The organism is Kordiimonas aquimaris (assembly GCF_025574485.1).
GTDB lineage: Bacteria > Pseudomonadota > Alphaproteobacteria > Sphingomonadales > Kordiimonadaceae > Kordiimonas > Kordiimonas aquimaris.
In genome coordinates, this window is the sequence record NZ_JAOBPO010000004.1 from 337,749 (window position 1) to 358,354 (window position 20,606).

A 20,606-nucleotide genomic window follows, 5' to 3' on the forward strand; every position below is an offset into this window, starting at 1 on the left:
AAGTCAATTGCAAAGGTTGAAGTGGAATTGATTAGTGATTGCCCTTCAGGTTTATTCTGCTCTAACCGTTGCGAGGAAAGACTGGACATTTTCACGCACTTCCTGGGATTTGGCACTTAACATCTTTGCCGCCTCAAGAACGTCGCGTGCTGTATTTCCTGTGTCCGCGGCACCACTACTTACGCTACTTATGTTTCTGGTTACGTCATTTGTGCCGCTGGATACTTCGTTAATGTTCCTTGCGATTTCCTGTGTTGATGCGTCTTGTTCTTCAACGGCTGATGCGATGGATACTGTTGTATCCCCGATCTGACGGATCTTACTTTTTACCTGATTGACTGCACTAACTGCTGTTTTGGTTGCTGTTTGCATCCCGCTGACTTGCTCACTGATTTCCTGCGTGGCAGTCGCTGTTTGATTAGCAAGGGACTTCACTTCGCTTGCCACAACAGCAAAGCCTTTACCTGCATCACCGGCACGCGCCGCTTCGATTGTGGCATTAAGAGCCAGCAAGTTCGTTTGTTCAGCGATGTCACTGATTAGTTTAACAACATCACCAATTTTTTGTGCTGCGCCTTCAAGTTCCACAATGTCGTTACCAGCTTGTTCGGTTTGATCGACTGCCTCGCGTGCAGCACCGGAAGACTGGTTTGTTTGGGTTGTAATCTCGCGAACAGAACTGGATAATTCTTGTGCGGCTGTCGCAACCATTTGTGCATTTTCACTGGCGACACTGGCTGCCGTGTCGACGGTCTGCGCATTTTCTATGGTGCTTTCGGCATTGGCGGTCATGTGACTAGCGGATGCTTCCATCTCGTTTGCGGCGCTAGCTAATTCTTCCACAAGAGCCATAACTGATGCTTCAAATTTGTTGGCAAGGTCTAACATCTCTGCCCGGCGTTGTTCCCGCGCTCGGTCGTCTGCTTCCTGCCGCTGAGTGCGGCGCTCTTCTTCGAGGCGTGTTCTTTCCTCCCGTCGTTTTTCCTGCTCTTCGCGTTCATTTATTTCACGTGCTGATGCTTCTGCCTGCAGGCGTTTTGCTTCGATAGCATTGTCTCTAAACACGCGTGTTGCCCCAGTAATAATACTGACTTCATCCTGCCTGTGTGTTTCGGGGATGCTGATGTCGAGATTGCCGTCTGCCAAAGCGAGTATGTTTTTAGTCAGCGAAGACAAAGGCCTGATAGTCACAATTGTCCATGCAGCACCAATGGCACCAATGAGAATTGCGAAAATAGTGAATGTAATCATCTGAAATTCGAAATTTCCAGTGATGTCACGTGTCATAGATGTTTCCATCCTGTTTTTTTCTTCTTGAAGGTCGATAAACTGATTAATGCGGGCTAGCCAGGTAACAAAGGCAGGGCGTGCATCATTAACTAATATCTGTGTTGCTGGTTCACGCTCGCCGTTAGCTTCGTGCTGGAGGATGGCTTTTATAAGTGGAAGTGTTTGGGCTTCAATTTCTTTAATGCTTTCCAGAATACGGCGTTCTTGAGGTTCAATGTCATCGCGTGTCGCAAAGATGTCGTCCATTAATTCAGCAGAGTCGATATAATCCTGAGATAACTGGTTGATTTCCGCCCGTGTAGCATGAACATCGTCAGCTGCTGTTAAAATAACCATATCGCGCACGGCAATGGCTCTGTCATGAACACTACCGCGAAAATTAATTGCGTATCGCTGTTTCACGCTGTTTACATCGTTAATCAGCGTGAGTTCATCATTGATAATACTTACTTGGCGGATGCCAATAAAAGTGAGAACGACCATCAGTAACAGAACAATACTGAAACCTGAGATTAGACGCGTGTTAATTTTTGCGTTTTTGATGAAGTCCATGAGAAGCCCCTTTGCCCCGAAAATAGATACAGTGCCGTTCAAATTGGAACCGATAAGATAAAGGGAGAAAGGTAAATGAAATAATAAACACGAAATGAAACTTGCGTGACCAATGTTAGTGGTTGGCATTGGTTTTCAGAGTTTATTTTCCAATTTGTGGCCTTGAACGTAACAAAAAAGTTATTCTAGGCAGAAAATACAGTGTATGTTATATAGTATCACTTGTGGTCGTTTAGCAAAGTAGGAATTTTCCATGAAAAATAGATTCGTCCTTCGATTTACAGCATGGGTTTTTCTATCGTTTTGTGCAGTCGGGCTAAAAGCGCAAGACATTGGGGAAGTAGTAAACTTCGATTCGAGTGATGGCACGATTATCACTGGATACTGGCAGCAGGTGAATGCTGGTCATGAAACCCCAACCATAATTCTATTTCATATGGGTGGTGCTTCTGCACGCGGAGAGTATGCTGAAATAGCACCTATATTGAATGCGGAAGGGTTTAATACTTTAGCGGTGGATCTGCGCGGCGGTGGTGATCGCCTCGGAGCACCTAATCAAACAATGCAACGTTTGGGCAATGTTGATATTCCCTATTGTGATACATATCCTGACTTGGAGGCTAGTTTGGATTGGGTAAAAAATAAAAACTTGGGTGCCGTTATTGTATGGGGTAGCAGTTACAGCGCAACACTTGGCATACAGTTAATTGCAAAAAATGGAGATGATGTTGTTGCGGCGCTTGCGTTCTCACCTGCGTCCGGTGGTCCAATGGCAGCTTGCAGACCGGATGCATTTTTAGATCAGTTAACCGTGCCTTTGTTAACATTTCGCCCGTCCATTGAGATGGAGTATGGCAGTGTCATTGAGCAAGCAAAGTTATTCAGAGCAAAAAGGTTACCTTACATTGAGGTCAAGGACGGCGTGCATGGCTCGCGGATGCTTTTAAAATCGTCTACCGGTGTAGAAATGGATACAGCATGGGGCCGAGTGTTTGCGTTCTTGCAAGCCATCCAATAGTGCGACCATGATTGCGCTTCTCGTCTAGTGAAATATTGTTCTGGTTGTATGAAAATTAATAAGTTTGTTACGTTAAGTTTATTTCTATCAACAAGAAGTAGTATTTTTATAATAGTATAAAATTTTTACTTTTGGTTATTAATGTATACGCTAGAGTAGTTAAATTGTTGCCCTTGAAATGATACGAAGTGGTGGTCGTGTTATAAAGGAGGCTTTACGCATGCCTATCACGCATCAAGATGTTTTTGTTCTTTCTGACCAAGTTATCAAAGAGCGAGGAGCAAACGCTGTTCAATTTGTTGACCACCATATAAACAAATTGAGGTTGGAAGGCGACGAAAGAAGTGCTGTTCTATGGTCTATGGTGCTGGCGGAATTGTACCATAGAGAGCAAGACTTAAGCGCGGATTCGAGTATTCCTTCATTCTTTTAGCTATCTATCTAAATCAAAAATCTTAGTAGCGTTTCTATATAGAAACCCAGCTTCATCTTCTTTATCAAGCCCAAGCTCTGCGAGGCCTTTTAAGCACAATGATGGTGACAGCATTGGCCAATTTGTCCCGAACATAACGCGGTTCCTGCCGGGCCCTTTCATGTAATCTACGAAATTTGAAGGTAAACGGTGCAAAGCGTATGCTGATGTGTCGAGGTAAAAGTTTGGAAATTTGACTGTAAGCGAAACAAGCTCATCTACCCAGGGGAAGCCTACATGGCCGCCCACTACAACAAGCTCCGGGAAATCCAGCAGTACATCTTCCAGATATGGTATTGGGCGTCCGGTTTCTGAACGCTTGAGTGGCCCGGTATGACCAACTTGCGTGCAAAAGGGAACGTTTGCTTCGATGCATGCCGCATATACTGGATAATAGAGCCGGTGATTGGGCGGCAGGTCCCAAAGCCAGGGTACTACACGCACGCCAACAAATTTTTTCCCGTCTACCCATCTTCGTATATCACGAACGGCTTGCATCGGGTTGGTTAGATCAACTGTCGCCAGCCCGCGAAAACGTTCTGGCGCTGCATCAATGTAATTGGAAACCTCTTCGTTACTAATAAGGGAACCATTTGGACCATGCCACGCCGACAACAATGTAATGTCAACGCCAGCGGCATCCATTTCTGCGAGTGTTGTCTCAACAGTCGGGATTGAAAAATCTCCGGATCTACCAGTCCACCTAAGCAGAGTTTCCATCCAGGGTTCACGGGCCATACGGTCAGTCGTAATTTGTCCCCACACATCGATTATTTTCATGTAACAGCTCCATATACTTCATTAGTGAAGTAATATAGAAGTTGAGAACATATGGCAATATGCAATGATCATATGATGGATGCATCAACACTTAAAATATACTCGCGCCTGCAACGCAGTGCGCATTTGCTGAAGAAAGCAGCCGATAAAGAATTGCTGGCGGTGGCTGATATTACCACTGCTCAGGCCGCTGTGTTGGTGGTTGTGGCCAAGCAAGCGGGCACAACACAAAGGTTGGTTGCCCATCAATTAGGGTTAAACGAGTCTGCTGTGGTTGCAATGGTCACTCGCTTAATGGCGATCGGTTACCTTGAACGTTCTCGGTCTGTGGTCGATAAACGTGCCTGGGTGCTGAGCTTGACGAAGGCTGGTAATGAAGTTTTGGGGCGTATTGCAGAACCTTTTGCTTCGATTAATGCCAGAATCGAAAAAGCTGTTGGCGCTGATGCGTTATCTTCTATCGCAAAGGCTTTGGATAGTTTAGATGAAGAATTCTCTAACTAAAGCGTCTGGGAAACCGAGTCTTATCGTTTGTGTACGGTATTATGTGGCCTTCACACCTAAAGCAGCCAGCAATTACTGCTCGTTATTCTGTTCTGTTGGGTTATCAGCATTGATTTGACCTAGTGCCACTTGCTATGACAGGCGGTACTGAAACCGTGAAAAGCCCTAACGGATAGAAAGGCCTGCGTTCGATGAAAATCGCAACACTCACGAACCATCGCACTGTTCGCCTGACTATACTTGCGCTGGTCACTGCTATCTTTCTGCAATTCTTACACTTTTATCTTTACTTTGATCGATCTGCTAGCGAGTCATTGCTGTGGTCTAGCGTCGATTGGACCGTCTGGTTTCTCTTTATGGGTTTGGTTTATTCAAAAATAAGCCCCATTGTTCGATCATTAGAGGGCTGGCATCGAATTACCTTCCTAATGCTTATCGTTATCCTCGCTGGTCCATGCCAGATTATTTTGTCGTCCTTGATCTACGTGCCTTTTGCGCCGCCAAGTGAAGGTTTGATCGCAGAATGGCTATATCTTTTCGATAAAAGGTGGTTTCAGCATCTTTTATATGCCTTTGCACTATGGCATTTCTTTAGAAACATTCATGCTTCAGCCTTTACTTCTAATTCTGATGGGCACGAAGCGACTATCGAGATACGTGATGGTCGTGCACACTATTGGCTGAAGGCGTCAGAAGTGACACACATCTTAGCTGAGGGAAACTATGTCACCGTCAATACGACCTCGCGTAGTCTGCTCGTAAGAGATACACTGAAAAAGTTTGAAGAACGTTTGATCGGTATGGGTTTTGTTCGTGTCAGTCGATCCGTTATTGTCAATTCGGCATTTTTGGAAGCTGTCGAACCATACAGTAGGCACAGCAAACATGTGAAGCTAACCACTGGCGTCCATCTCAATGTCGGTAGAACCTATGCCACAGACCTTGCTGACAAGCTGGCAACCTGGCGTCAATATCACGCTTAAATTTACTAAAGCGACATTCGCCACTGAAGTGACGACACTCGTCCCATTGCTCTTTTAACTGGGGTTTTCAACACCCAGAACATCACCTCTTTATTAGGGAGAGGACGATGAATAGACGGGATTTTATAAAGACGGTATCTTGCGCAGCTGGTCTGTCAGCTGCTGCCAGCCTTCCAGCGCGTAGCCACTTACAGACACCCAAAAAGGTACTGTTTTTGGGTGGTCGCTTGTATGCGGGGCCATATATGGTCCGAGCCTTGATTGCGGCTGGTCATGAGGTGACGATAAGCAATCGTGGAATTACCAACCCGCATCTCTTTCCTGAACTTTCTTATGTATGGTGTGACAGGGAACAAGATCAAGCGATCGGTTTGGCGGCACTATTGGAGAGAGTGAAGCTGGAAAAATTCGACTGGGTGGTTGATACTTGGCAAAAGCACCCAGCTGCGGTGCGTGATACAGCCCGGCTCCTAAGTCATTATATCCCCTTTTATCACTATGTTTCGACTATCTCCGTTTACCGCGACTGGAATAAGGTCGGTATTTCTGAGAACTATCCCATAAAAGACCTAAGCGCTGGATCCTTCGATCGATCCATGGAATACCGGTACGCAATACGTAAAACGCTTGGTGAGGCTGCCGTCAGAGAGCATTATCCTAAAAACCATGTCTTATTTCGTTCCCACGGAATGCGGGCATATCACCAGGACGATCCCATTTATGAAGCCTATTGGCCAGTAAGACTTATGCGCGGTGGCGAAGTGATTATTCCTGATGCCGCTGATCATTTTGCCCAGGTGACGGATATCAAGTCGCTAGCCTCTTTTATGGTTCATTGCGGCGAGACAGGCAAGACTGGGCCTTTCAATGTCGCTTACAGCCCTTTTCGGTTCAGCGATTATCTACAGCAAGCCGAGAAGGTTCTTAACCCCCAAGTGATATATGTACCCATGGACCCCCAGACTCTCGCCTATTATAAAGTAAAGCCGTATCGAACCATGCCTTTATGGCGCCCAAACCCAGCGGGAGCCTATCGTTTTGACGTCTCCCGGGCCAAGAGCGCGGGGCTTGTAAACCGCTCACTTACCCAGTTGATTTCGGATCAGATCGCTGGTTATCGGGACCGCTACCCTGATGATAGCTTTCAATTTACATATGGGCCTTTAAATACGGAGCGCGAAGCAGAAATTATCGCAGATTTTAAACGCCGTAACGAGGGTGAGTAAATGGCTAGCCTTCTTGCTTAAATGATGTAGCATAAACCAATTACTAGGGACCCTTTCTTCTTCATGCCGCAGCAGATTGCAATGCGAACTCTGTTTAGGTGTGACTACTGCATAATACGGAGCTTTTATAGATTCTATAATGTTCTAATATCTGCGACTAACCACATTATTAAGGTGAATAATGAAAAAGAAATTGTTGGCAGGATTAGTGACTGCTTTGATTGTTACTAGTTGTGAGCAGAGTGATGATATGCCGCTTGCTCCATCTGAAGTAACATTCGCTTCTTTTAACGTATCTTTTGCGCATGATAACGATACGGCCGAGACCTTTGCACAGTGGGTTATGTTCATGAAGCTGTCTGTGGAGAGACAGGAAGAGTTGCTTGAAGTATGGAGAACAGGAAATCTGGAGGGTTCTGAGTTAAAGCTAGCTGAGCGTGTAATTCAGATTCGCAATATTGCAGCAATCATTCAAAAGCAACGCCCAGATGTGCTGTTGTTGACGGAGTTTAACAATGACGGCGTAGCAGAAAGCTATGAAGCACTGGTTGGTTTTCAAGTTAACTATCTAGCGCACCCCCAAAGTATGAATAGTGTTGATGGTGGTGACTTGCTGGAAGCGATCTCCTACCCATTTGTGCAGAATTACCCAACGAATACTGGATTGTTCTCTGGTCATGACTTGGCAAACAACGTTACAGCTGAAGATACTGACCCAGATGATGCCCATGGGTTTGGTTATTATCATGGGCATTACGCATTTGCGTTGATGTCAAGATATGAGATCGATACTGCAAATACACGTACATTCCAAACATTCAAGCGATCCGACTTTGAAGGGGCGAAAAACCCAACTGTATCTCCTATTAACGATGCTCAAACATGCTCAGAAATTGAAAGCAAGTATGCTGTGAGGTGCGGTGAGACTTGGTACTCAGAAGAAGAGTGGAAAGAGGTTCGGTTATCTTCAAAAAACCATGTTGATGCCCCAATTTTGATCCCAACAAAGTATGGTACAAAGACTATCAACGTGCTCCTATCACATCCTACGCCGTCAGGTTTTGACAAAGCATCTGACAACAACAAGCTCCGCAATAGTCAGGAAATTGAGTTCTGGCTTCGTTACATCGAGGGCTCCGAATTTATCTATGACGACGAGGGAAAGTATGGCGGGTTCTCTGGAAAAAGCTTTGTAATCATGGGCGATTTGAACGCTGATGCAATACAGGGAACCGGGTCTCAGGCTGGTTATAACGGAATTCGCAAGTTGATGAATAACAAAAGAGTTAATCATTCTGTTAGTCAAGCAACAGGGAAGTTTGCCCCCAACAGTCAAGGGGCAGCAGAAGCCCTAAATCCTGCAAGCTCTTGGTCGGGAATTCATCCTTACCCTGAAATTCGCTCAGCAGTGTTTGGAAGTAGGGTTGACTATTCTGTACCGTCCTCGGACCTGGAAGTTATTGATGCAGGTACATACTGGCAACCAGAAGGCGCAGAGGGTCGTTTGTTGTTTAATGATCCCCGTGTTGGAAGGGGTGATAGTAAATCAATCTCAAGTGACCATCGTTATGTTTGGTCAAAAGTAAAGGTTGGCCAATAAGCATAAGCCAACTGAAGGGCGAACTCCGTTTAGGTGTGACTGCTGCGTAATACCGAATCTTACTACCTATGTATGCTTCATATCGGTAGTGTATTACACCTAGTATAACACCCTTTTCATCATTCTCGCTATGAATAGATCATATTATTATGTAATAATTATAAATACTTAAGTATAATTTCTATAATTCCTTTAACTTTTCTCTTGTCATGTTTGATATGGTGTACTACATAACTAATACACCGGAACGATAGAGCGCCCAAGCAGATACCAAAAGGTACACAGCAATAAGCAGGCAAGCGCAGCGAGGTAAGGCCGGTAAAGGGTAATAAAAAAACAAAACGGCCCGAGTACGACACGAGATTATAAAAGAGCCAGTAATTGGCCGCATGAGCGAGGAACTAAAGGGGGAACCGGCAAAAGCCGGCCCCCTTATTTAAAAATAAAAAAACGAACGACAGTAAAACTAAAATAGGCCGAAAAGGTCAGATAACAGAGCCTGAAAACAGGCCAAAAGCGAGGAGAAAACCGATGACAACCCGTGTTTATCAAAAAACTAAACGTAATGTTCGTAGGAGCCGCCGTGTTGCACGCGATACACAGGCACTCACTAACACGTTTCGCAGTGTTGCTGGCGTGGGTTCCCACACAGCAATTTTTGCGTAAGCGGAGGGAGGAAGTATGACGCCGGATTGGACGGAAGACCAGCCGATCTACCGGCAACTGAAGGACAAGGTAGTCTCAGCGATAATGGAAGGGTCACTGCGCGAAGGCGAAGCCCTGCCATCAGTTAGAAATGTTGCTGTGGATATGCAGATTAATCCAATCACTGCCTCAAAAGCCTATCAGGAGCTGGTTATGGACGGTTTAGTTGAAAAGAAACGCGGACTTGGCATGTTCGTGATCGAGGGCGCACGTTCCAAATTGATGGAAGCAGAGCGTGATCGTTTCTTAAATGAAGAGTGGCCACGTGTAGTTGAAACTATTCGTAGGCTTGGTTTAGACACAAAAGAGCTGTTGAAAAACAGCACGACTAACTAGGGGGCTGTACAATGACTGATTATGTTATCGAAGCGCGCGGCCTCTCAAAAGCGTACGGTGATTTTCAGGCTCTCAAGCCTGTTGATTTCAAGGTGCCGCTTGGTCGGATTGTCGGTGTTATCGGCGCAAATGGTGCGGGTAAAACTACAATGTTAAACGCAGTTTTGGGCTTAATGAGCTTTGACGGCGAATTAAGTGTTATGGGCCTGGACCCTTCCAAAGAGCGCGGTAAATTGATGCAAGAAGTTTGCTTCATTGCAGATGTTGCAACTTTGCCAAAATGGATGAAAGTTGCAGAAGTTCTGGATTACGTCGAAGGCGTACATCCAAAATTTAATCGCTCTAAAGCCATGTCATACCTTGGCCGCACAAAGGTGCCGCTGGACCGTAAGGTAAGGGCGTTGTCGAAAGGCATGACAGTGCAACTGCACTTGGCTGTTGTTATGTCAATAGATGCAAAGTTACTGGTACTTGATGAACCAACGCTTGGTCTTGATATCATTTTCCGAAAGCAGTTCTACGCAAGCCTTATCGAAGAGTATTTCGATGAAGACCGTACGATTGTTGTGACCACACACCAGGTTGAAGAAATCGAGCATATTTTGACTGATGTGATCTTTATCAAAGATGGTGACATCGTTGTTGATGAAGATATGGAAACCCTTACACAGCAATATATTGAAGTGATGGTTGCCAAAGACAATGAAGAAGAGGCAATGGCACTGGGACCAATATACAAAGGTGTAAGCTTTGGAAAATCAACGTGCGTATACAAAAATAAAGATCGCGAAACACTGGCTAAATTAGGCGAAACGCGCCGCCTTGGGCTTGCTGATATATTCGTGGCGACAATGACAGGAGAGGGACAATGAATATATTCTTGACCCTTATGAAACGCGAAGTATTGGAAAACCAAAATGGCTATATTCGTGTTCCAGTAATTCTAGCAGGCATCACCATCTCACTTGTTATTTTGGCAATGCTTGGTGTCGGTGAGTTGAACTTTGTTAACTCAATGGATCACCATGAAGTTGAAAACTTTGGCGATGCTCTCTCATTGGCACAACAGGAAGAGGGTGACGAGCTACCTGCTGCTGTGACAGTTGGTTACTGGGCACTGAGCATGATTACCTGGATGGCGTTTCCGTTTGTTGTGTTTTTCTCACTTCTGGGTTCGCTTTACGAAGAGCGCCGTGACCGGTCTATCTTGTTCTGGAAGTCTATGCCGGTTGATGATTGGCAGGAAGTGCTCGCTAAGTTGTTGGCACCAGTGTTTATCGCGCCTGCTACTTTCTTGGCTGTGACGATTGCTGCCCAGTTGACGATTGCATTGATTATCAGCGTGGTAACTTTGTTCCAGGGTGGCCCTGTACTTGAACTATGGCCTGTTGGGTTGATGATTGTTGGCTGGTTTACAGCGTTCATGCACTACTTGATTTTAGCGGTATGGGCTTTACCATTGTTCGCCTGGTTGTTGTTTGTGTCTTCATTCGCTAATCGTATGCCTTTCTTGTGGGCTTTGTTGACACCAGCAGTATTGATTGCGATCGAAGCTATGTTCTTTGAGACAACCGAACTTGTGCGTTGGATTGCTATTCATATGGGTGGCTGGCAAGAGTTCGCTTTCGATGGATTTGGTCGAGATGTCGATATTGACGGACCACAAGAGTTATTCCGTATGATGACGAGTGGTTGGCAGGGCGAAGCTCTTAGCTACACGCTAACAAGCGGTAGCTTCTGGTTCGGCACAATCATCGCAGTAGGTTTCTTCTTTGGAGCTACCGAAATGCGGAAACGGGCTACTTAAACAACCGACCATGTACTCCCAATCATGTTGTCGAAAGAAAAGCCGCTCCATATATTGAGGGCGGCTTTTTATTATCCAAAATAGTTGTTAACCATTATTTTGAAGAGCGAGAATATCATGAAAATCAAGTTTCCCATTATTTATGCTTTCCTTGTCATTGCAGCACCGGCCAAGGCGGATATTAATGTTTCACTGGATACAGGCTTTGCCGAGAGTGTCCTGACAGATGTTTGCTCAGGCGCGTTGATTGATGAAAAGTCAATACAGGCATCAACCGCGGTTAAGGGCATGCTTTCTCATTTTAGTCAGTTTCGTGACTACTTCACGATGGACGCTTATATCAATGCAAGGCAAACCGCGGCAAATTGCGAAAAATCAGATCGGGATATCTTCCGGTTTAATGATGTTATCGATAATAAGGAGCGATTGGTTGCCGAGGTAAACGCGATGAAGAGTAACCAGAAAGGTTATTCAGGTAAACTTACCTCTATGTTGTCAGCTTACACGCCTAAGGGCATTGAGTATGAGGGGCGGGCGACTATTGCTGTCGGTACACCGTCTTGCGGTGGTTGGTCTTCAGGTGATGATTTTTATGTCGATTTGCCATGCATTGCTGGAGATCAACCTGGTTTGCAATATTTATTCGCTCACGAGAGCTATCACGGCATACAAGAGAAGTTCATGCCTGCGTCAGTAGCAAATGACCCATTGGGAAGGTTGCTGTCTGCGATGATGCGAGAAGGCAGTGCAACAGCAATAGCCGACTTTTCCGATCTTGAAAGTGACGGTAGTTACACGGTTAAAAGCCAGCAAAGTATCCAAAAAAACGCAAGGCGTATTCAGCAAAATTTTGACTTGTTGGAGATGGCTCTTGTTTATCTTTATGAAAACCCAAATATGACGGCCTATGATGTCGTGAATAACATAGGATTATCGGGTAGTTTTGATGCACCGTTTTATGCCGTCGGTGCTGTAATTTTCGATACGGTTGAGGCCCATGATGGACTCGGCGTTCTTTTATGCTTTTTGCAACAACCAGCACGCGCAATCGTCGGCCGGTATGCGCTAATCTCTGATAAAGATGAAAGCTTACCCCGATTAGGCTTAGTAACGCTCAAGGCATTGGGCAGTAACTTTGAAACCGAGGTTAGCCAATGTGTTAATCAATAATAGAAAATGGGCGCACTTGCCGTGACAGGTTTAATGTTGAAGCGTTAGTCTTCAAGCATTTCAAACGTTTCAAAAAGAAACCCTGGGCTTACCGAGCAACTAACCAAAGTCCATTCACCAGCGCTTTTTGCACGTTGCCATTGGTTTTTAGGGGCTAGTTGTTGAGGTAATTCGCCTACGGAGTAATTGTCTCCAAGCTGTTTTTGAGTGACCGTATCGTCATCGCCTTTGATCTCAAGTGTAAGGGGCGCGCCAGCATGCCAGAACCAAAGTTCGTCACCATCAGTTCTATGCCAGCGACTGAATCTATCACCTTCTGCCAGATAATAGATAGCTGTTGCGTATCCGCGGCTGGTGCCACCTTCGGTTAATGGCCCGTCCTGATTTTTATATGTGCGTCGGTAGTAACCGCCTTCCGGATGTGGCTCTAACGCTAAAGTGCGGATAATATCTTGCTTGCTTTGCATGTGTCATGCCCATGTATTTGTTGCAGAATGCCTATACTGTCGCTAATGGTGCCGCAGTAACACTCAGATTTCAATCATACGATGTAATAAAATGAGCGAGTTTTAGTAATGAAATTGGAAACGGTCGCAGAGCATGTAGGCGCACTCCCGTACATGCGTTTGACGCAAGCACAAAAGCTCAAGAAGATAATCACAAAGTATGATTGCAAGAACCTGCTTGAATTGGGATTTTATCACGGCGTATCTACCATGTATATGGCAGCGACCCTTGATGAACTAGGCGGTAACCGCTCTATAACAACCATCGATAAAATTATAGCAAAAGAAAACAACCCTAACATCAATCAACTTGCCGAGGAGCTGGGCCTAAGCAGTCGTATTGAAGCTATTTTCGAAGAACGCACATACTTGTGGCGATTGATGAAGTTTATAGAAGAAGGGCGCAAGTTTGATTTCTGTTACCTTGATGGCGGACACAATTGGGGTGACACAGGGTTTGCATTCTTTTTGGTCGATAAACTGTTGGTTGATGGTGGACTTATACTCTTTGATGATTTCACGTGGACGGCTGAAGGTAAAGACTGGGCCAGCGCATGGCCCGAGGAAGAAAAGCGAACAAGCCCTGTCGAGCGGACTTGGGAGTTACTGGTTGGCCAGCATTCCAGTTACAAGAGGCTTTGGGTTAAAGATGCTTGGGCTTTAGCACGAAAAAAACGTAAGACACCACTATTGCCCATACGTTATTAGCCTACAATAACTACAAGTAGTTTTCAGGTTTGTTTCATTGCAGGCATCACATTGCTGGCGTGAGCGTATGGGTTTTTCTGTGCAGCATGTATGTTCAGGCATCCCTCTCATTTTGTGATAAGTAAATATGAATAAATCCTTAATTAATTAACCTTAACTATTTGATGTATAACAATTTATATCAAAATAATTGAGCTTACTATCTTAATTCAAAATTAAACCTTTTTAATCATTGTTGTCTTCAACTCTGATTATGAAAGTGTTCAATCAATTTTAAGTTGAACATTGACACACAAAGGTAGTTGCGAATGAAATTGATCAACAACAATAAGAAAACTTATCGTCCATTAATTACAAGCTTGATGATGACCAGCGCTCTTATTAGTGCGCCAGCTATTGCGCAGTCAGCGGATGAAGACAGTAAGGTTGCAGAGCTTTCCAACAGGCTTGATCAAGCGATGGCGCTTATTCAGCAATTGTCGAGCGAGATAAAGCTGTTGAAATCGGCAAAAGCTGAAAACAGTAACTCCGATGACTTGGAAACTGTACAGGTTGTTCAGCGTCAAATGAGTGAAGTTACTGAGCGGCTTGACGAAATTGAAGGCGTTGTGGTGGACGTGGAAGACCGCATTGGATCGCGTGCAGTTGCCAATGTCTTTGATGCAGAACGTTTGGATATTGGTGGGTTTTTGTTATCAACACTCACGCATGTGAACGGTGAAGATGGCAGCACCACAAGTTTTAATCGTCAAGTATTCGAACTTTTAATCAACGGAAAACTTTCCGATGATTTCACCTTCTTTGTTGCACAGGCTTTCACACGCGAAGCATCACCTATATTTACTGATCCGGCCGGGCGACGGAGCCCTGATTTCAATTTGGGGACCGGTTCACCGACACCGATTGCTTGGGCAAATTATCGCCTAAACGATGCATTTAATGTGCGTGTAGGTAAATGGGTTGCTCCCCACGGTATTATTAATATTGAACATTTCCCCGCTATTTTACTTGATACAGAGCAGCCTCAATTTTTAAGGCCTTTTGGTGGGCAAACTATTTTTGCCAACTTCCAAACGGGTGTGCAGGTTCATGGCCGACAGTTTCTTGGAGCAAGCGGCGAAAATGAGCTGAATTATGCCTTTTACGTTGGTAACTTTGGCGGCAACCAAGACAACTTCAACGTTGGTGGGCGGGTTGGTTATACATTTGGCCAATCAGGCGTTACTGTGGGGTTGAACGGCGCGTTTGGACGCCGGGCCGAAGTGGGTGATTCCGAATATAGATTGTTTGGTGCAGACCTGTTGTATGATAAAGGCCCAATTCTTTGGAAAACTGAATTTTTCAAGACTGATGAAGACCTCGGTGAAGATCGTCTAGCATTTTATTCACAGCCTGCTTGGCGAATAAATGACAAATGGACAGCTTTCTACAGATACGATTATTTGGACGACGGTACTATAAGAGGCGATCGGCGTGAGCACGCTTTCGGTCTTGCATTTAACCCAATTCCAAATGTCCGTATTCGAAGCACAGCTACTTTCCGTCATTTTGATAGTGGTATTGGCGGCTTTGGTGAAGCTGATGCGCAGCTGTATCAATTGTCTTCAACATACTCGTTTTAGGAGGCTGGCATGAATAAGAAAATAAAACTCTTTAGTGCACTTATTGCCGGTTTTGGCTCCATGCTAACTGTATCGATACTCAGTGCGAGTGCGATCAATGCCGCTGATTATTATGTGGTTGTTAATACGGAAAACAACTTTAATGCCGGTGAAGACGAGCTGAAAGCCATGTTGCGCCGTGTATATTTGAAGACAGCGAAAAATTGGCCGGGCGGCACGACAGCGATTCCTTTTGCACGGAAAGCAAGCAACACCGCGCATACTGCGTTATTGGGCTCAATCCTGATGATGACTGACACCGAACACGGTGCTCATTGGGCACGTTTGAAGCAAACAACAGGTGATACACCGCCAAGGGCAGTGGGGTCTGACAGCATTCTTCTACGTCTAATTAAGCGTGAACCTGGTGCCGTTGGTATTATTGAGAGCAAAGGCACCGAGCCTGAAGGTGTGAAGGTATTGTTGAAGTTTTCTTCTTGATACTCGAACAAGGTTAAGCAGCATATATTGGGGGCGCAAATGAAGATATCTGACCTATCAGTTCGAGTGAAACAGTATGCAATGCTGTTGTCACTTGTTGTTACTGTGTCGGTTGGAATGCTGTTTTTGCAGAACGCCACAAAAAGTGTTGCTGTAGCAATTGAAGACCAATCTGGTGCGCTAGAGCGACTGGCATACCTTCAGAATTTTTCAAAAACCTTCAGTAGTATGAGCTATTGGTACACTGATCTTGCAAACTCTTTATCGGAAGAGTCGGAAATGCAGGCTGGTGCTAGCAGAGACGCGCTTTTGGTTTTGCTTGAGAAACCTCTCGCTCTCAGCGCTGATGAGGTCAATGACTTTGAGGGCAAAATAAAAGAGATCAGTGAGCTTTCGTTATTTGCGCTGGAAGAGTATGCGATGGAAAATCGTGACCAGGGCGACACGCAAATGACGCAGGTGCGCGCATTGATCACAGCCATTGGCGCTGTTCTTGATCGGCGTATTGAACAAGCACGCGAACAGGCAAAAGATTCGGCAGATATCGTTGCCAATCAAGCTGGAAGTGCAAAACAGCTAGCATTAATGATTTTGCTGGTTTCACTCATTATTGGCGGCGCAATGATTTTTCTGACCGAGGTTGTTGTGATGAGACCTCTTAACTTTATTACTGATGCTATTAATCGTTTGGCTCAAGGCGATGTGAATGCTCATATTCCCTACAGTGGACGGGGTGACGAGGTTGGTAAAATGGCGTCCGGCTTGCTTGTTTTTAAGCAGAATGCTGTGGAGCGTGAAAAGCTGGAAACCGAGGCCCACCACGCTGAAGAGCTTAAGAAAGAAGAAGAGGCCGCGGCACGTGAGCGTGAAGAACAACGTGCCAGAGTAGAACGTGAGCGAGAACAAGCTGATATTCAAGCAAAGGAAGCACGCGCTGAAAAGTTGCACGCGCTAGTTTCAGCATTTGGACAGCAAATGGCAGAAACAATGGCGAAGATCAGTGATGCATCTATGACAATGAATGAGCAATCGCGTTTCATGCTATCAACTGCAGATGAGGCGTCTCAGCAATCTTCCATTGTTGCCATGACAGCTGAGGAAACCAACTCCAGTGTTGATGCCGTGGCGGAGGCTGCCGAGCATTTATCTGCCTCTGCGCTGGATGTACGTGAAAAAATTATGGAAAGCAGAACCATCTCTGATGAAGCGGTTAACAAGTCTGAGCGCGGCACGGAGCACGTTAACTTACTCGCAAAGTCTACTGAAGATATTGCCAACATTGTGCAGCTAATTACCGATATTTCAAATCAAACAAACCTGCTTGCCTTAAACGCAACAATAGAAGCGGCCAGAGCTGGCGAAGCGGGGCGTGGATTTGCTGTCGTTGCTTCTGAGGTCAAGAATTTGGCCAGTCAAACTTCTAGTGCCACAGATGAAATTGCTGAACGTATTGCGACCATGCGGTCCACAACACAGGAAACAGTATCTTCAATGCATGACGTTGCTGGTGTTATCAAGAAGGTTGGCGAGTTATCTGAAGTGATTGGCATAACCGTTGATGAGCAGGCAGAGCAAACCAATCGGATGTCTGAGAATGTGCGCGAGGTAGCGCGCGGCACACATTTGGTAACCGAGAATATCGCAGATGTCAGTCAGGGCAGTAGTCAGACGCAAGGGGCCGCCGGCAAGGTCCTGGAGGTAACAAGCGATCTAGGCGGTGTGTTGCAGCAGCTGAAAACCGATGTTGAAGGTTTCCTTGCTGACGTACAAACGGTTTAAATTGAAACGCTGTTCATATGATTTTACTGAATGGCAAGAATGTATATTACATTCACCGATAATAAAGCTGTTAGTAATGCACCAACTGTAAAGGCTGAGCGCCTTAAGGGTACATAGTTCGTTCCTATATGAACATAAACATGTACTATTCTACTGATTAAAAATATCCATGAAAAAATGTGAGTAGCGATAGTTATGCCATTGAGTGACCATAGCATCAGTATGACTACATAGAATAGAATAGGCACTTCAAATTGGTTGCGAATACAATTGTTTACTTGGATTACGTCTGTGGGCCACGCATCATCATACAGCCCTCGTCGCTCTTGATCTACACGACCCTCTGCGCTAGCCGTTTTCTTCCTGTAGGCTAGTATAAAATAGAGGGCGATTGTCAGTACTACCTGTCCAATCATCGGCCAAAAAATAAGATGGTTTGCCATGGTGCTTTTCCCTTTGTTACTTTTTAACTATGCGAATTTTCAATTTGATAATTGATACAACGCTATTGCTGCGGCATTTGACACATTCAAGCTCTCGACTTTTCCAGACATAGGTATTTTTGTAATCAAATCGCAGTTTTTGCGTACGAGTGGGCGCAGGCCGCTGCCTTCTGACCCCATTACCACAACAACATTGTTGCCTATATCTGCGTCTTTGATGGCCATGTCAGTATTCCCGTCCAAACCAATGTGCCAGTATCCCATAGATCGCAGGGTATCTAGAGCTTGGGAGAGATTCGCTGCTCGAACCCAGGGTACTGTTTCTAAGCCTCCGGCTGATGCGCGGGCCAAAACACCACTCTCTCCTGGGCTATTGCGATCTTGTGTTATGACTGCGCGAGCACCAAAAGCTGCAGCAGAGCGTAAACATGCCCCTACATTATGTGGGTCGGTCACTTGATCCAGCATAAGAATAATATTCTTCTCTTCTGAGATGGGAATCAAATCTTCGATCGCACATCCTGGCAAAGGTCTTGTTTCAAGAAAGATACCTTGATGGGGAGAATCTGAAGGAATGATGTGCTCAAATGCCTGAGTATCGTTAATCTCGTGCGTGGGGGTGTTATGCACAGACTTTATGCCTGATAGATTTGTCAGCGCTTTCTTTGTTGCGAACAGGCGCAGGCATTCTCTTTCTGGGTTAGCGAGAGCCGCTTCAACCGAGTTGCGTCCATAAAGCAGGTAGCTATCTTTTCGTGCAAATTTAAATGCGTTTTCTCTCGGAGAAGTGTTGGTTGAGCTGGCTGTAGCCTCGTTTCTTCGTCGATCAGAGGGTTGGTTATTTCCACGAGGTTTGTGGCTCGGTTTACCTTTGCTGGGATGGGCAGCATTTTTATGTTGGCGTTTCATTTTTTGGGTTCCCTGCGTATAAAGGCTGTGCCGCAATGTTTGCGTTAATTTAAAACACTTTTAAAAAAGTGCTTAGCTGGAAAAAGTTGGTGTTGACAAGGGATAAGATATGGGCATATTGCGGCCTCACTGTCGCGCCCTTGCTTTCGGGTGTGTTCGATGGAGGGGTGGCCGAGCGGTTAAAGGCACCAGACTGTAAATCTGGCCTCGTATGAGTACACAGGTTCGAATCCTGTCCCCTCCACCATAGATCTTCCCCGATGTTGCGTACCGGGAAGGTTTCTTTGTGTTCGAGAGAGCGGCTTGATCTTATGCGGGTGTAGCTCAATGGTAGAGCAGAAGCCTTCCAAGCTTACGACGAGGGTTCGATTCCCTTCACCCGCTCCAATCAGTCCCTCTCGGGCAAATGTCACGCAGATGTCCGTATTGGATAGCTGCCGGGTTAACTTAAATGTTCGCCCACGCGCGCTTCTCTTTTCGTGAGACAGCTAGCGGGGCGTATTGCTTGCAAGGAAAAACGGGCAATGGCAAAAGAGAAGTTTGAACGTAATAAGCCGCACTGTAATGTTGGAACGATTGGTCACGTTGACCATGGTAAGACGACATTGACGGCAGCGATTACGAAAGTATTGGCGGAATCAAGCGGCGGTGAAGCTGTAGATTTTGCGAACATCGACAAAGCTCCAGAGGAGCGCGAGCGCGGTATCACTATTTCAACGGCTCACGTTGAGTATGAAACAGCAGCACGTCACTATGCACACGTTGATTGCCCGGGTCACGCTGACTATGTGAAGAACATGATCACTGGTGCGGCACAGATGGACGGTGGTATCCTTGTTGTGAACGCAGCAGATGGCCCAATGCCACAAACACGCGAGCACATCCTGCTTGCGCGTCAGGTTGGTGTGCCGGCACTTGTTGTTTTCATGAACAAAGTTGACCAGGTAGACGACGAAGAGCTTCTAGAGCTTGTTGAGATGGAAATTCGCGAGCTTCTAAGCGAGTATGATTTCCCTGGTGATGATATTCCAATCATTGCTGGTTCAGCACTTGCGGCTCTTGAAGGTCGTGACGCAAACATCGGCGCTGAGAAAATCCTTGAGCTGATGGCTGCTGTTGATGAGTACATCCCACAGCCGGACCGTGCTGTTGACGGTGCGTTCCTGATGCCTGTAGAGGACGTGTTCTCTATCTCTGGTCGTGGTACAGTGGCTACTGGCCGTGTTGAGCGTGGTATCGTGAAAGTTGGCGAAGAGATTGAAATCGTTGGCATCAAGGAAACTGCGAAAACAACAGTAACTGGTGTTGAAATGTTCCGTAAGCTTCTCGATCAAGGTGAAGCAGGCGATAACATTGGCGCATTGCTACGTGGTGTTGGTCGTGAAGAGATTGAGCGTGGTCAGGTTCTGGCGCACACTGGTTCAATCACACCGCACACGAAGTTCACTGCAGAGACATACATTCTGACAAAAGAAGAGGGTGGCCGTCACACGCCGTTCTTTGCGAATTACCGTCCACAGTTCTACTTCCGTACAACTGATGTGACAGGTAATGTTGAGCTTCCTTCCGGTACAGAGATGGTTATGCCGGGTGATAACGTGAACCTGACAGTTCAGTTGATTGCACCGATTGCAATGGACGAAGGTCTGCGCTTCGCTATCCGTGAAGGCGGCCGTACCGTTGGTGCTGGCGTCGTCGCTAAAATTATCGAATAAT

The 20,606-nt window shown here is 45.7% G+C and carries 21 protein-coding genes and 2 tRNA genes; 18 read left to right on the forward strand and 5 right to left on the reverse strand.

Going from position 1 to position 20,606, the window contains the following annotated elements:
* Positions 1 to 51: 51 nt before the first annotated feature.
* Positions 52 to 1,842 (reverse strand): methyl-accepting chemotaxis protein, encoded by a 1,791-nt coding sequence (locus tag OEU88_RS14640; protein ID WP_262695955.1) that lies wholly within the window; start codon positions 1,840 to 1,842, stop codon positions 52 to 54.
* A 253-nt stretch (positions 1,843 to 2,095) separates the two neighbouring features.
* Between OEU88_RS14640 and OEU88_RS14645 the strand changes: the two genes are divergently transcribed.
* Entirely contained in the window at positions 2,096 to 2,860 is a 765-nt protein-coding gene (locus tag OEU88_RS14645) for an alpha/beta hydrolase (protein ID WP_262695956.1), read from the forward strand.
* Positions 2,861 to 3,080: 220 nt separating this feature from the next.
* Positions 3,081 to 3,293, forward strand: coding sequence for a hypothetical protein (locus OEU88_RS14650; protein WP_262695957.1), 213 nt, complete (start codon positions 3,081 to 3,083; stop codon positions 3,291 to 3,293).
* Here the strand turns inward: OEU88_RS14650 and OEU88_RS14655 are convergent, their stop codons facing one another.
* The gene (locus OEU88_RS14655; protein ID WP_262695958.1) at positions 3,294 to 4,112 is read right to left on the reverse strand and encodes an amidohydrolase family protein; all 819 of its coding nucleotides are present in this window, start codon (positions 4,110 to 4,112) and stop codon (positions 3,294 to 3,296) included. It lies immediately after the preceding gene.
* A 51-nt stretch (positions 4,113 to 4,163) separates the two neighbouring features.
* Here OEU88_RS14655 and OEU88_RS14660 point away from each other — a divergent pair, with 51 nt between their 5' ends.
* The 9 genes from OEU88_RS14660 (at position 4,164) to OEU88_RS14700 (ending at position 12,443) form a co-directional block, all read left to right on the forward strand.
* Positions 4,164 to 4,616 (forward strand): MarR family winged helix-turn-helix transcriptional regulator, encoded by a 453-nt coding sequence (locus OEU88_RS14660; protein WP_262695959.1) that lies wholly within the window; start codon positions 4,164 to 4,166, stop codon positions 4,614 to 4,616.
* A gap of 191 nt (positions 4,617 to 4,807) precedes the next feature.
* Positions 4,808 to 5,599, forward strand: a complete 792-nt coding sequence (locus OEU88_RS14665; RefSeq protein ID WP_262695960.1) for a LytR/AlgR family response regulator transcription factor — start codon at positions 4,808 to 4,810, stop codon at positions 5,597 to 5,599.
* A gap of 107 nt (positions 5,600 to 5,706) precedes the next feature.
* Positions 5,707 to 6,825 carry a twin-arginine translocation signal domain-containing protein gene (locus tag OEU88_RS14670; protein ID WP_262695961.1) on the forward strand — a complete coding sequence of 373 codons (1,119 nt, stop codon included), beginning with the start codon at positions 5,707 to 5,709 and terminating at the stop codon, positions 6,823 to 6,825.
* A gap of 181 nt (positions 6,826 to 7,006) precedes the next feature.
* On the forward strand, positions 7,007 to 8,425 hold the full coding sequence (locus OEU88_RS14675) for an endonuclease/exonuclease/phosphatase family protein (protein ID WP_262695962.1): 1,419 nt from the start codon (positions 7,007 to 7,009) through the stop codon (positions 8,423 to 8,425).
* Between the two features lie 531 nt (positions 8,426 to 8,956).
* A complete protein-coding gene (locus OEU88_RS14680; RefSeq protein ID WP_262695963.1) occupies positions 8,957 to 9,091 on the forward strand; it encodes a hypothetical protein in 135 nt (44 codons plus the stop codon).
* Between the two features lie 15 nt (positions 9,092 to 9,106).
* The gene (locus OEU88_RS14685; protein ID WP_262695964.1) at positions 9,107 to 9,466 is read left to right on the forward strand and encodes a GntR family transcriptional regulator; all 360 of its coding nucleotides are present in this window, start codon (positions 9,107 to 9,109) and stop codon (positions 9,464 to 9,466) included.
* Between the two features lie 11 nt (positions 9,467 to 9,477).
* Positions 9,478 to 10,338 (forward strand): ABC transporter ATP-binding protein, encoded by an 861-nt coding sequence (locus OEU88_RS14690; protein WP_262695965.1) that lies wholly within the window; start codon positions 9,478 to 9,480, stop codon positions 10,336 to 10,338.
* The gene (locus tag OEU88_RS14695) at positions 10,335 to 11,273 is read left to right on the forward strand and encodes a hypothetical protein (protein WP_262695966.1); all 939 of its coding nucleotides are present in this window, start codon (positions 10,335 to 10,337) and stop codon (positions 11,271 to 11,273) included. Before OEU88_RS14690 ends, OEU88_RS14695 begins: the two co-directional genes overlap by 4 nt.
* Before the next feature lie 117 nt (positions 11,274 to 11,390).
* A complete protein-coding gene (locus OEU88_RS14700; protein WP_262695967.1) occupies positions 11,391 to 12,443 on the forward strand; it encodes a DUF5700 domain-containing putative Zn-dependent protease in 1,053 nt (350 codons plus the stop codon).
* Between the two features lie 44 nt (positions 12,444 to 12,487).
* Here OEU88_RS14700 and OEU88_RS14705 read toward each other — a convergent pair whose 3' ends face one another.
* Positions 12,488 to 12,910, reverse strand: a complete 423-nt coding sequence (locus OEU88_RS14705; RefSeq protein WP_262695968.1) for a cupin domain-containing protein — start codon at positions 12,908 to 12,910, stop codon at positions 12,488 to 12,490.
* Between the two features lie 108 nt (positions 12,911 to 13,018).
* On the opposite strand from OEU88_RS14705, the gene OEU88_RS14710 reads away from it, so the two are divergent.
* The 4 genes from OEU88_RS14710 (at position 13,019) to OEU88_RS14725 (ending at position 17,538) form a co-directional block, all read left to right on the forward strand.
* On the forward strand, positions 13,019 to 13,657 hold the full coding sequence (locus tag OEU88_RS14710) for a class I SAM-dependent methyltransferase (RefSeq protein WP_262695969.1): 639 nt from the start codon (positions 13,019 to 13,021) through the stop codon (positions 13,655 to 13,657).
* Positions 13,658 to 13,965: 308 nt separating this feature from the next.
* Entirely contained in the window at positions 13,966 to 15,279 is a 1,314-nt protein-coding gene (locus OEU88_RS14715) for an OprO/OprP family phosphate-selective porin (protein ID WP_262695970.1), read from the forward strand.
* Positions 15,280 to 15,288: 9 nt separating this feature from the next.
* Positions 15,289 to 15,759, forward strand: coding sequence for a hypothetical protein (locus OEU88_RS14720; RefSeq protein WP_262695971.1), 471 nt, complete (start codon positions 15,289 to 15,291; stop codon positions 15,757 to 15,759).
* Between the two features lie 39 nt (positions 15,760 to 15,798).
* Positions 15,799 to 17,538 (forward strand): methyl-accepting chemotaxis protein, encoded by a 1,740-nt coding sequence (locus OEU88_RS14725; protein WP_262695972.1) that lies wholly within the window; start codon positions 15,799 to 15,801, stop codon positions 17,536 to 17,538.
* A 23-nt stretch (positions 17,539 to 17,561) separates the two neighbouring features.
* On the opposite strand, the gene OEU88_RS14730 is transcribed toward OEU88_RS14725, so the two are convergent.
* Positions 17,562 to 17,981, reverse strand: a complete 420-nt coding sequence (locus OEU88_RS14730) for an MAPEG family protein (protein WP_262695973.1) — start codon at positions 17,979 to 17,981, stop codon at positions 17,562 to 17,564.
* A gap of 39 nt (positions 17,982 to 18,020) precedes the next feature.
* The gene (gene rlmB / locus OEU88_RS14735; RefSeq protein ID WP_262695974.1) at positions 18,021 to 18,890 is read right to left on the reverse strand and encodes a 23S rRNA (guanosine(2251)-2'-O)-methyltransferase RlmB; all 870 of its coding nucleotides are present in this window, start codon (positions 18,888 to 18,890) and stop codon (positions 18,021 to 18,023) included.
* Positions 18,891 to 19,051: 161 nt separating this feature from the next.
* Between rlmB and OEU88_RS14740 the strand changes: the two genes are divergently transcribed.
* From OEU88_RS14740 to tuf, 3 genes are all read left to right on the forward strand, one after another.
* A tRNA-Tyr gene (locus OEU88_RS14740) sits at positions 19,052 to 19,137 on the forward strand.
* Positions 19,138 to 19,203: 66 nt separating this feature from the next.
* Positions 19,204 to 19,277 (forward strand) — tRNA-Gly (locus OEU88_RS14745).
* Between the two features lie 137 nt (positions 19,278 to 19,414).
* Positions 19,415 to 20,605: an elongation factor Tu gene (tuf, locus tag OEU88_RS14750; RefSeq protein WP_262695641.1), complete on the forward strand. Its 1,191-nt coding sequence runs from the start codon at positions 19,415 to 19,417 to the stop codon at positions 20,603 to 20,605.
* Position 20,606 lies beyond the last annotated feature (1 nt).

Bases quoted from the DNA above. Each gene is read 5' to 3' on its own strand.
- OEU88_RS14650 (WP_262695957.1), top strand. From the start codon at position 3,081: ATGCCTATCACGCATCAAGATGTTTTTGTTCTTTCTGACCAAGTTATC.
- OEU88_RS14700 (WP_262695967.1), top strand. From the start codon at position 11,391: ATGAAAATCAAGTTTCCCATTATTTATGCTTTCCTTGTCATTGCAGCA.
- OEU88_RS14640 (WP_262695955.1), bottom strand. From the start codon at position 1,842: ATGGACTTCATCAAAAACGCAAAAATTAACACGCGTCTAATCTCAGGT.
- OEU88_RS14660 (WP_262695959.1), top strand. From the start codon at position 4,164: ATGGCAATATGCAATGATCATATGATGGATGCATCAACACTTAAAATA.
- OEU88_RS14685 (WP_262695964.1), top strand. From the start codon at position 9,107: ATGACGCCGGATTGGACGGAAGACCAGCCGATCTACCGGCAACTGAAG.
- OEU88_RS14715 (WP_262695970.1), top strand. From the start codon at position 13,966: ATGAAATTGATCAACAACAATAAGAAAACTTATCGTCCATTAATTACA.
- OEU88_RS14675 (WP_262695962.1), top strand. From the start codon at position 7,007: ATGAAAAAGAAATTGTTGGCAGGATTAGTGACTGCTTTGATTGTTACT.
- tuf (WP_262695641.1), top strand. From the start codon at position 19,415: ATGGCAAAAGAGAAGTTTGAACGTAATAAGCCGCACTGTAATGTTGGA.
- OEU88_RS14725 (WP_262695972.1), top strand. From the start codon at position 15,799: ATGAAGATATCTGACCTATCAGTTCGAGTGAAACAGTATGCAATGCTG.
- rlmB (WP_262695974.1), bottom strand. From the start codon at position 18,890: ATGAAACGCCAACATAAAAATGCTGCCCATCCCAGCAAAGGTAAACCG.
- OEU88_RS14665 (WP_262695960.1), top strand. From the start codon at position 4,808: ATGAAAATCGCAACACTCACGAACCATCGCACTGTTCGCCTGACTATA.
- OEU88_RS14720 (WP_262695971.1), top strand. From the start codon at position 15,289: ATGAATAAGAAAATAAAACTCTTTAGTGCACTTATTGCCGGTTTTGGC.
- OEU88_RS14710 (WP_262695969.1), top strand. From the start codon at position 13,019: ATGAAATTGGAAACGGTCGCAGAGCATGTAGGCGCACTCCCGTACATG.
- OEU88_RS14695 (WP_262695966.1), top strand. From the start codon at position 10,335: ATGAATATATTCTTGACCCTTATGAAACGCGAAGTATTGGAAAACCAA.
- OEU88_RS14645 (WP_262695956.1), top strand. From the start codon at position 2,096: ATGAAAAATAGATTCGTCCTTCGATTTACAGCATGGGTTTTTCTATCG.
- OEU88_RS14730 (WP_262695973.1), bottom strand. From the start codon at position 17,981: ATGGCAAACCATCTTATTTTTTGGCCGATGATTGGACAGGTAGTACTG.
- OEU88_RS14680 (WP_262695963.1), top strand. From the start codon at position 8,957: ATGACAACCCGTGTTTATCAAAAAACTAAACGTAATGTTCGTAGGAGC.
- OEU88_RS14670 (WP_262695961.1), top strand. From the start codon at position 5,707: ATGAATAGACGGGATTTTATAAAGACGGTATCTTGCGCAGCTGGTCTG.
- OEU88_RS14705 (WP_262695968.1), bottom strand. From the start codon at position 12,910: ATGCAAAGCAAGCAAGATATTATCCGCACTTTAGCGTTAGAGCCACAT.
- OEU88_RS14690 (WP_262695965.1), top strand. From the start codon at position 9,478: ATGACTGATTATGTTATCGAAGCGCGCGGCCTCTCAAAAGCGTACGGT.
- OEU88_RS14655 (WP_262695958.1), bottom strand. From the start codon at position 4,112: ATGAAAATAATCGATGTGTGGGGACAAATTACGACTGACCGTATGGCC.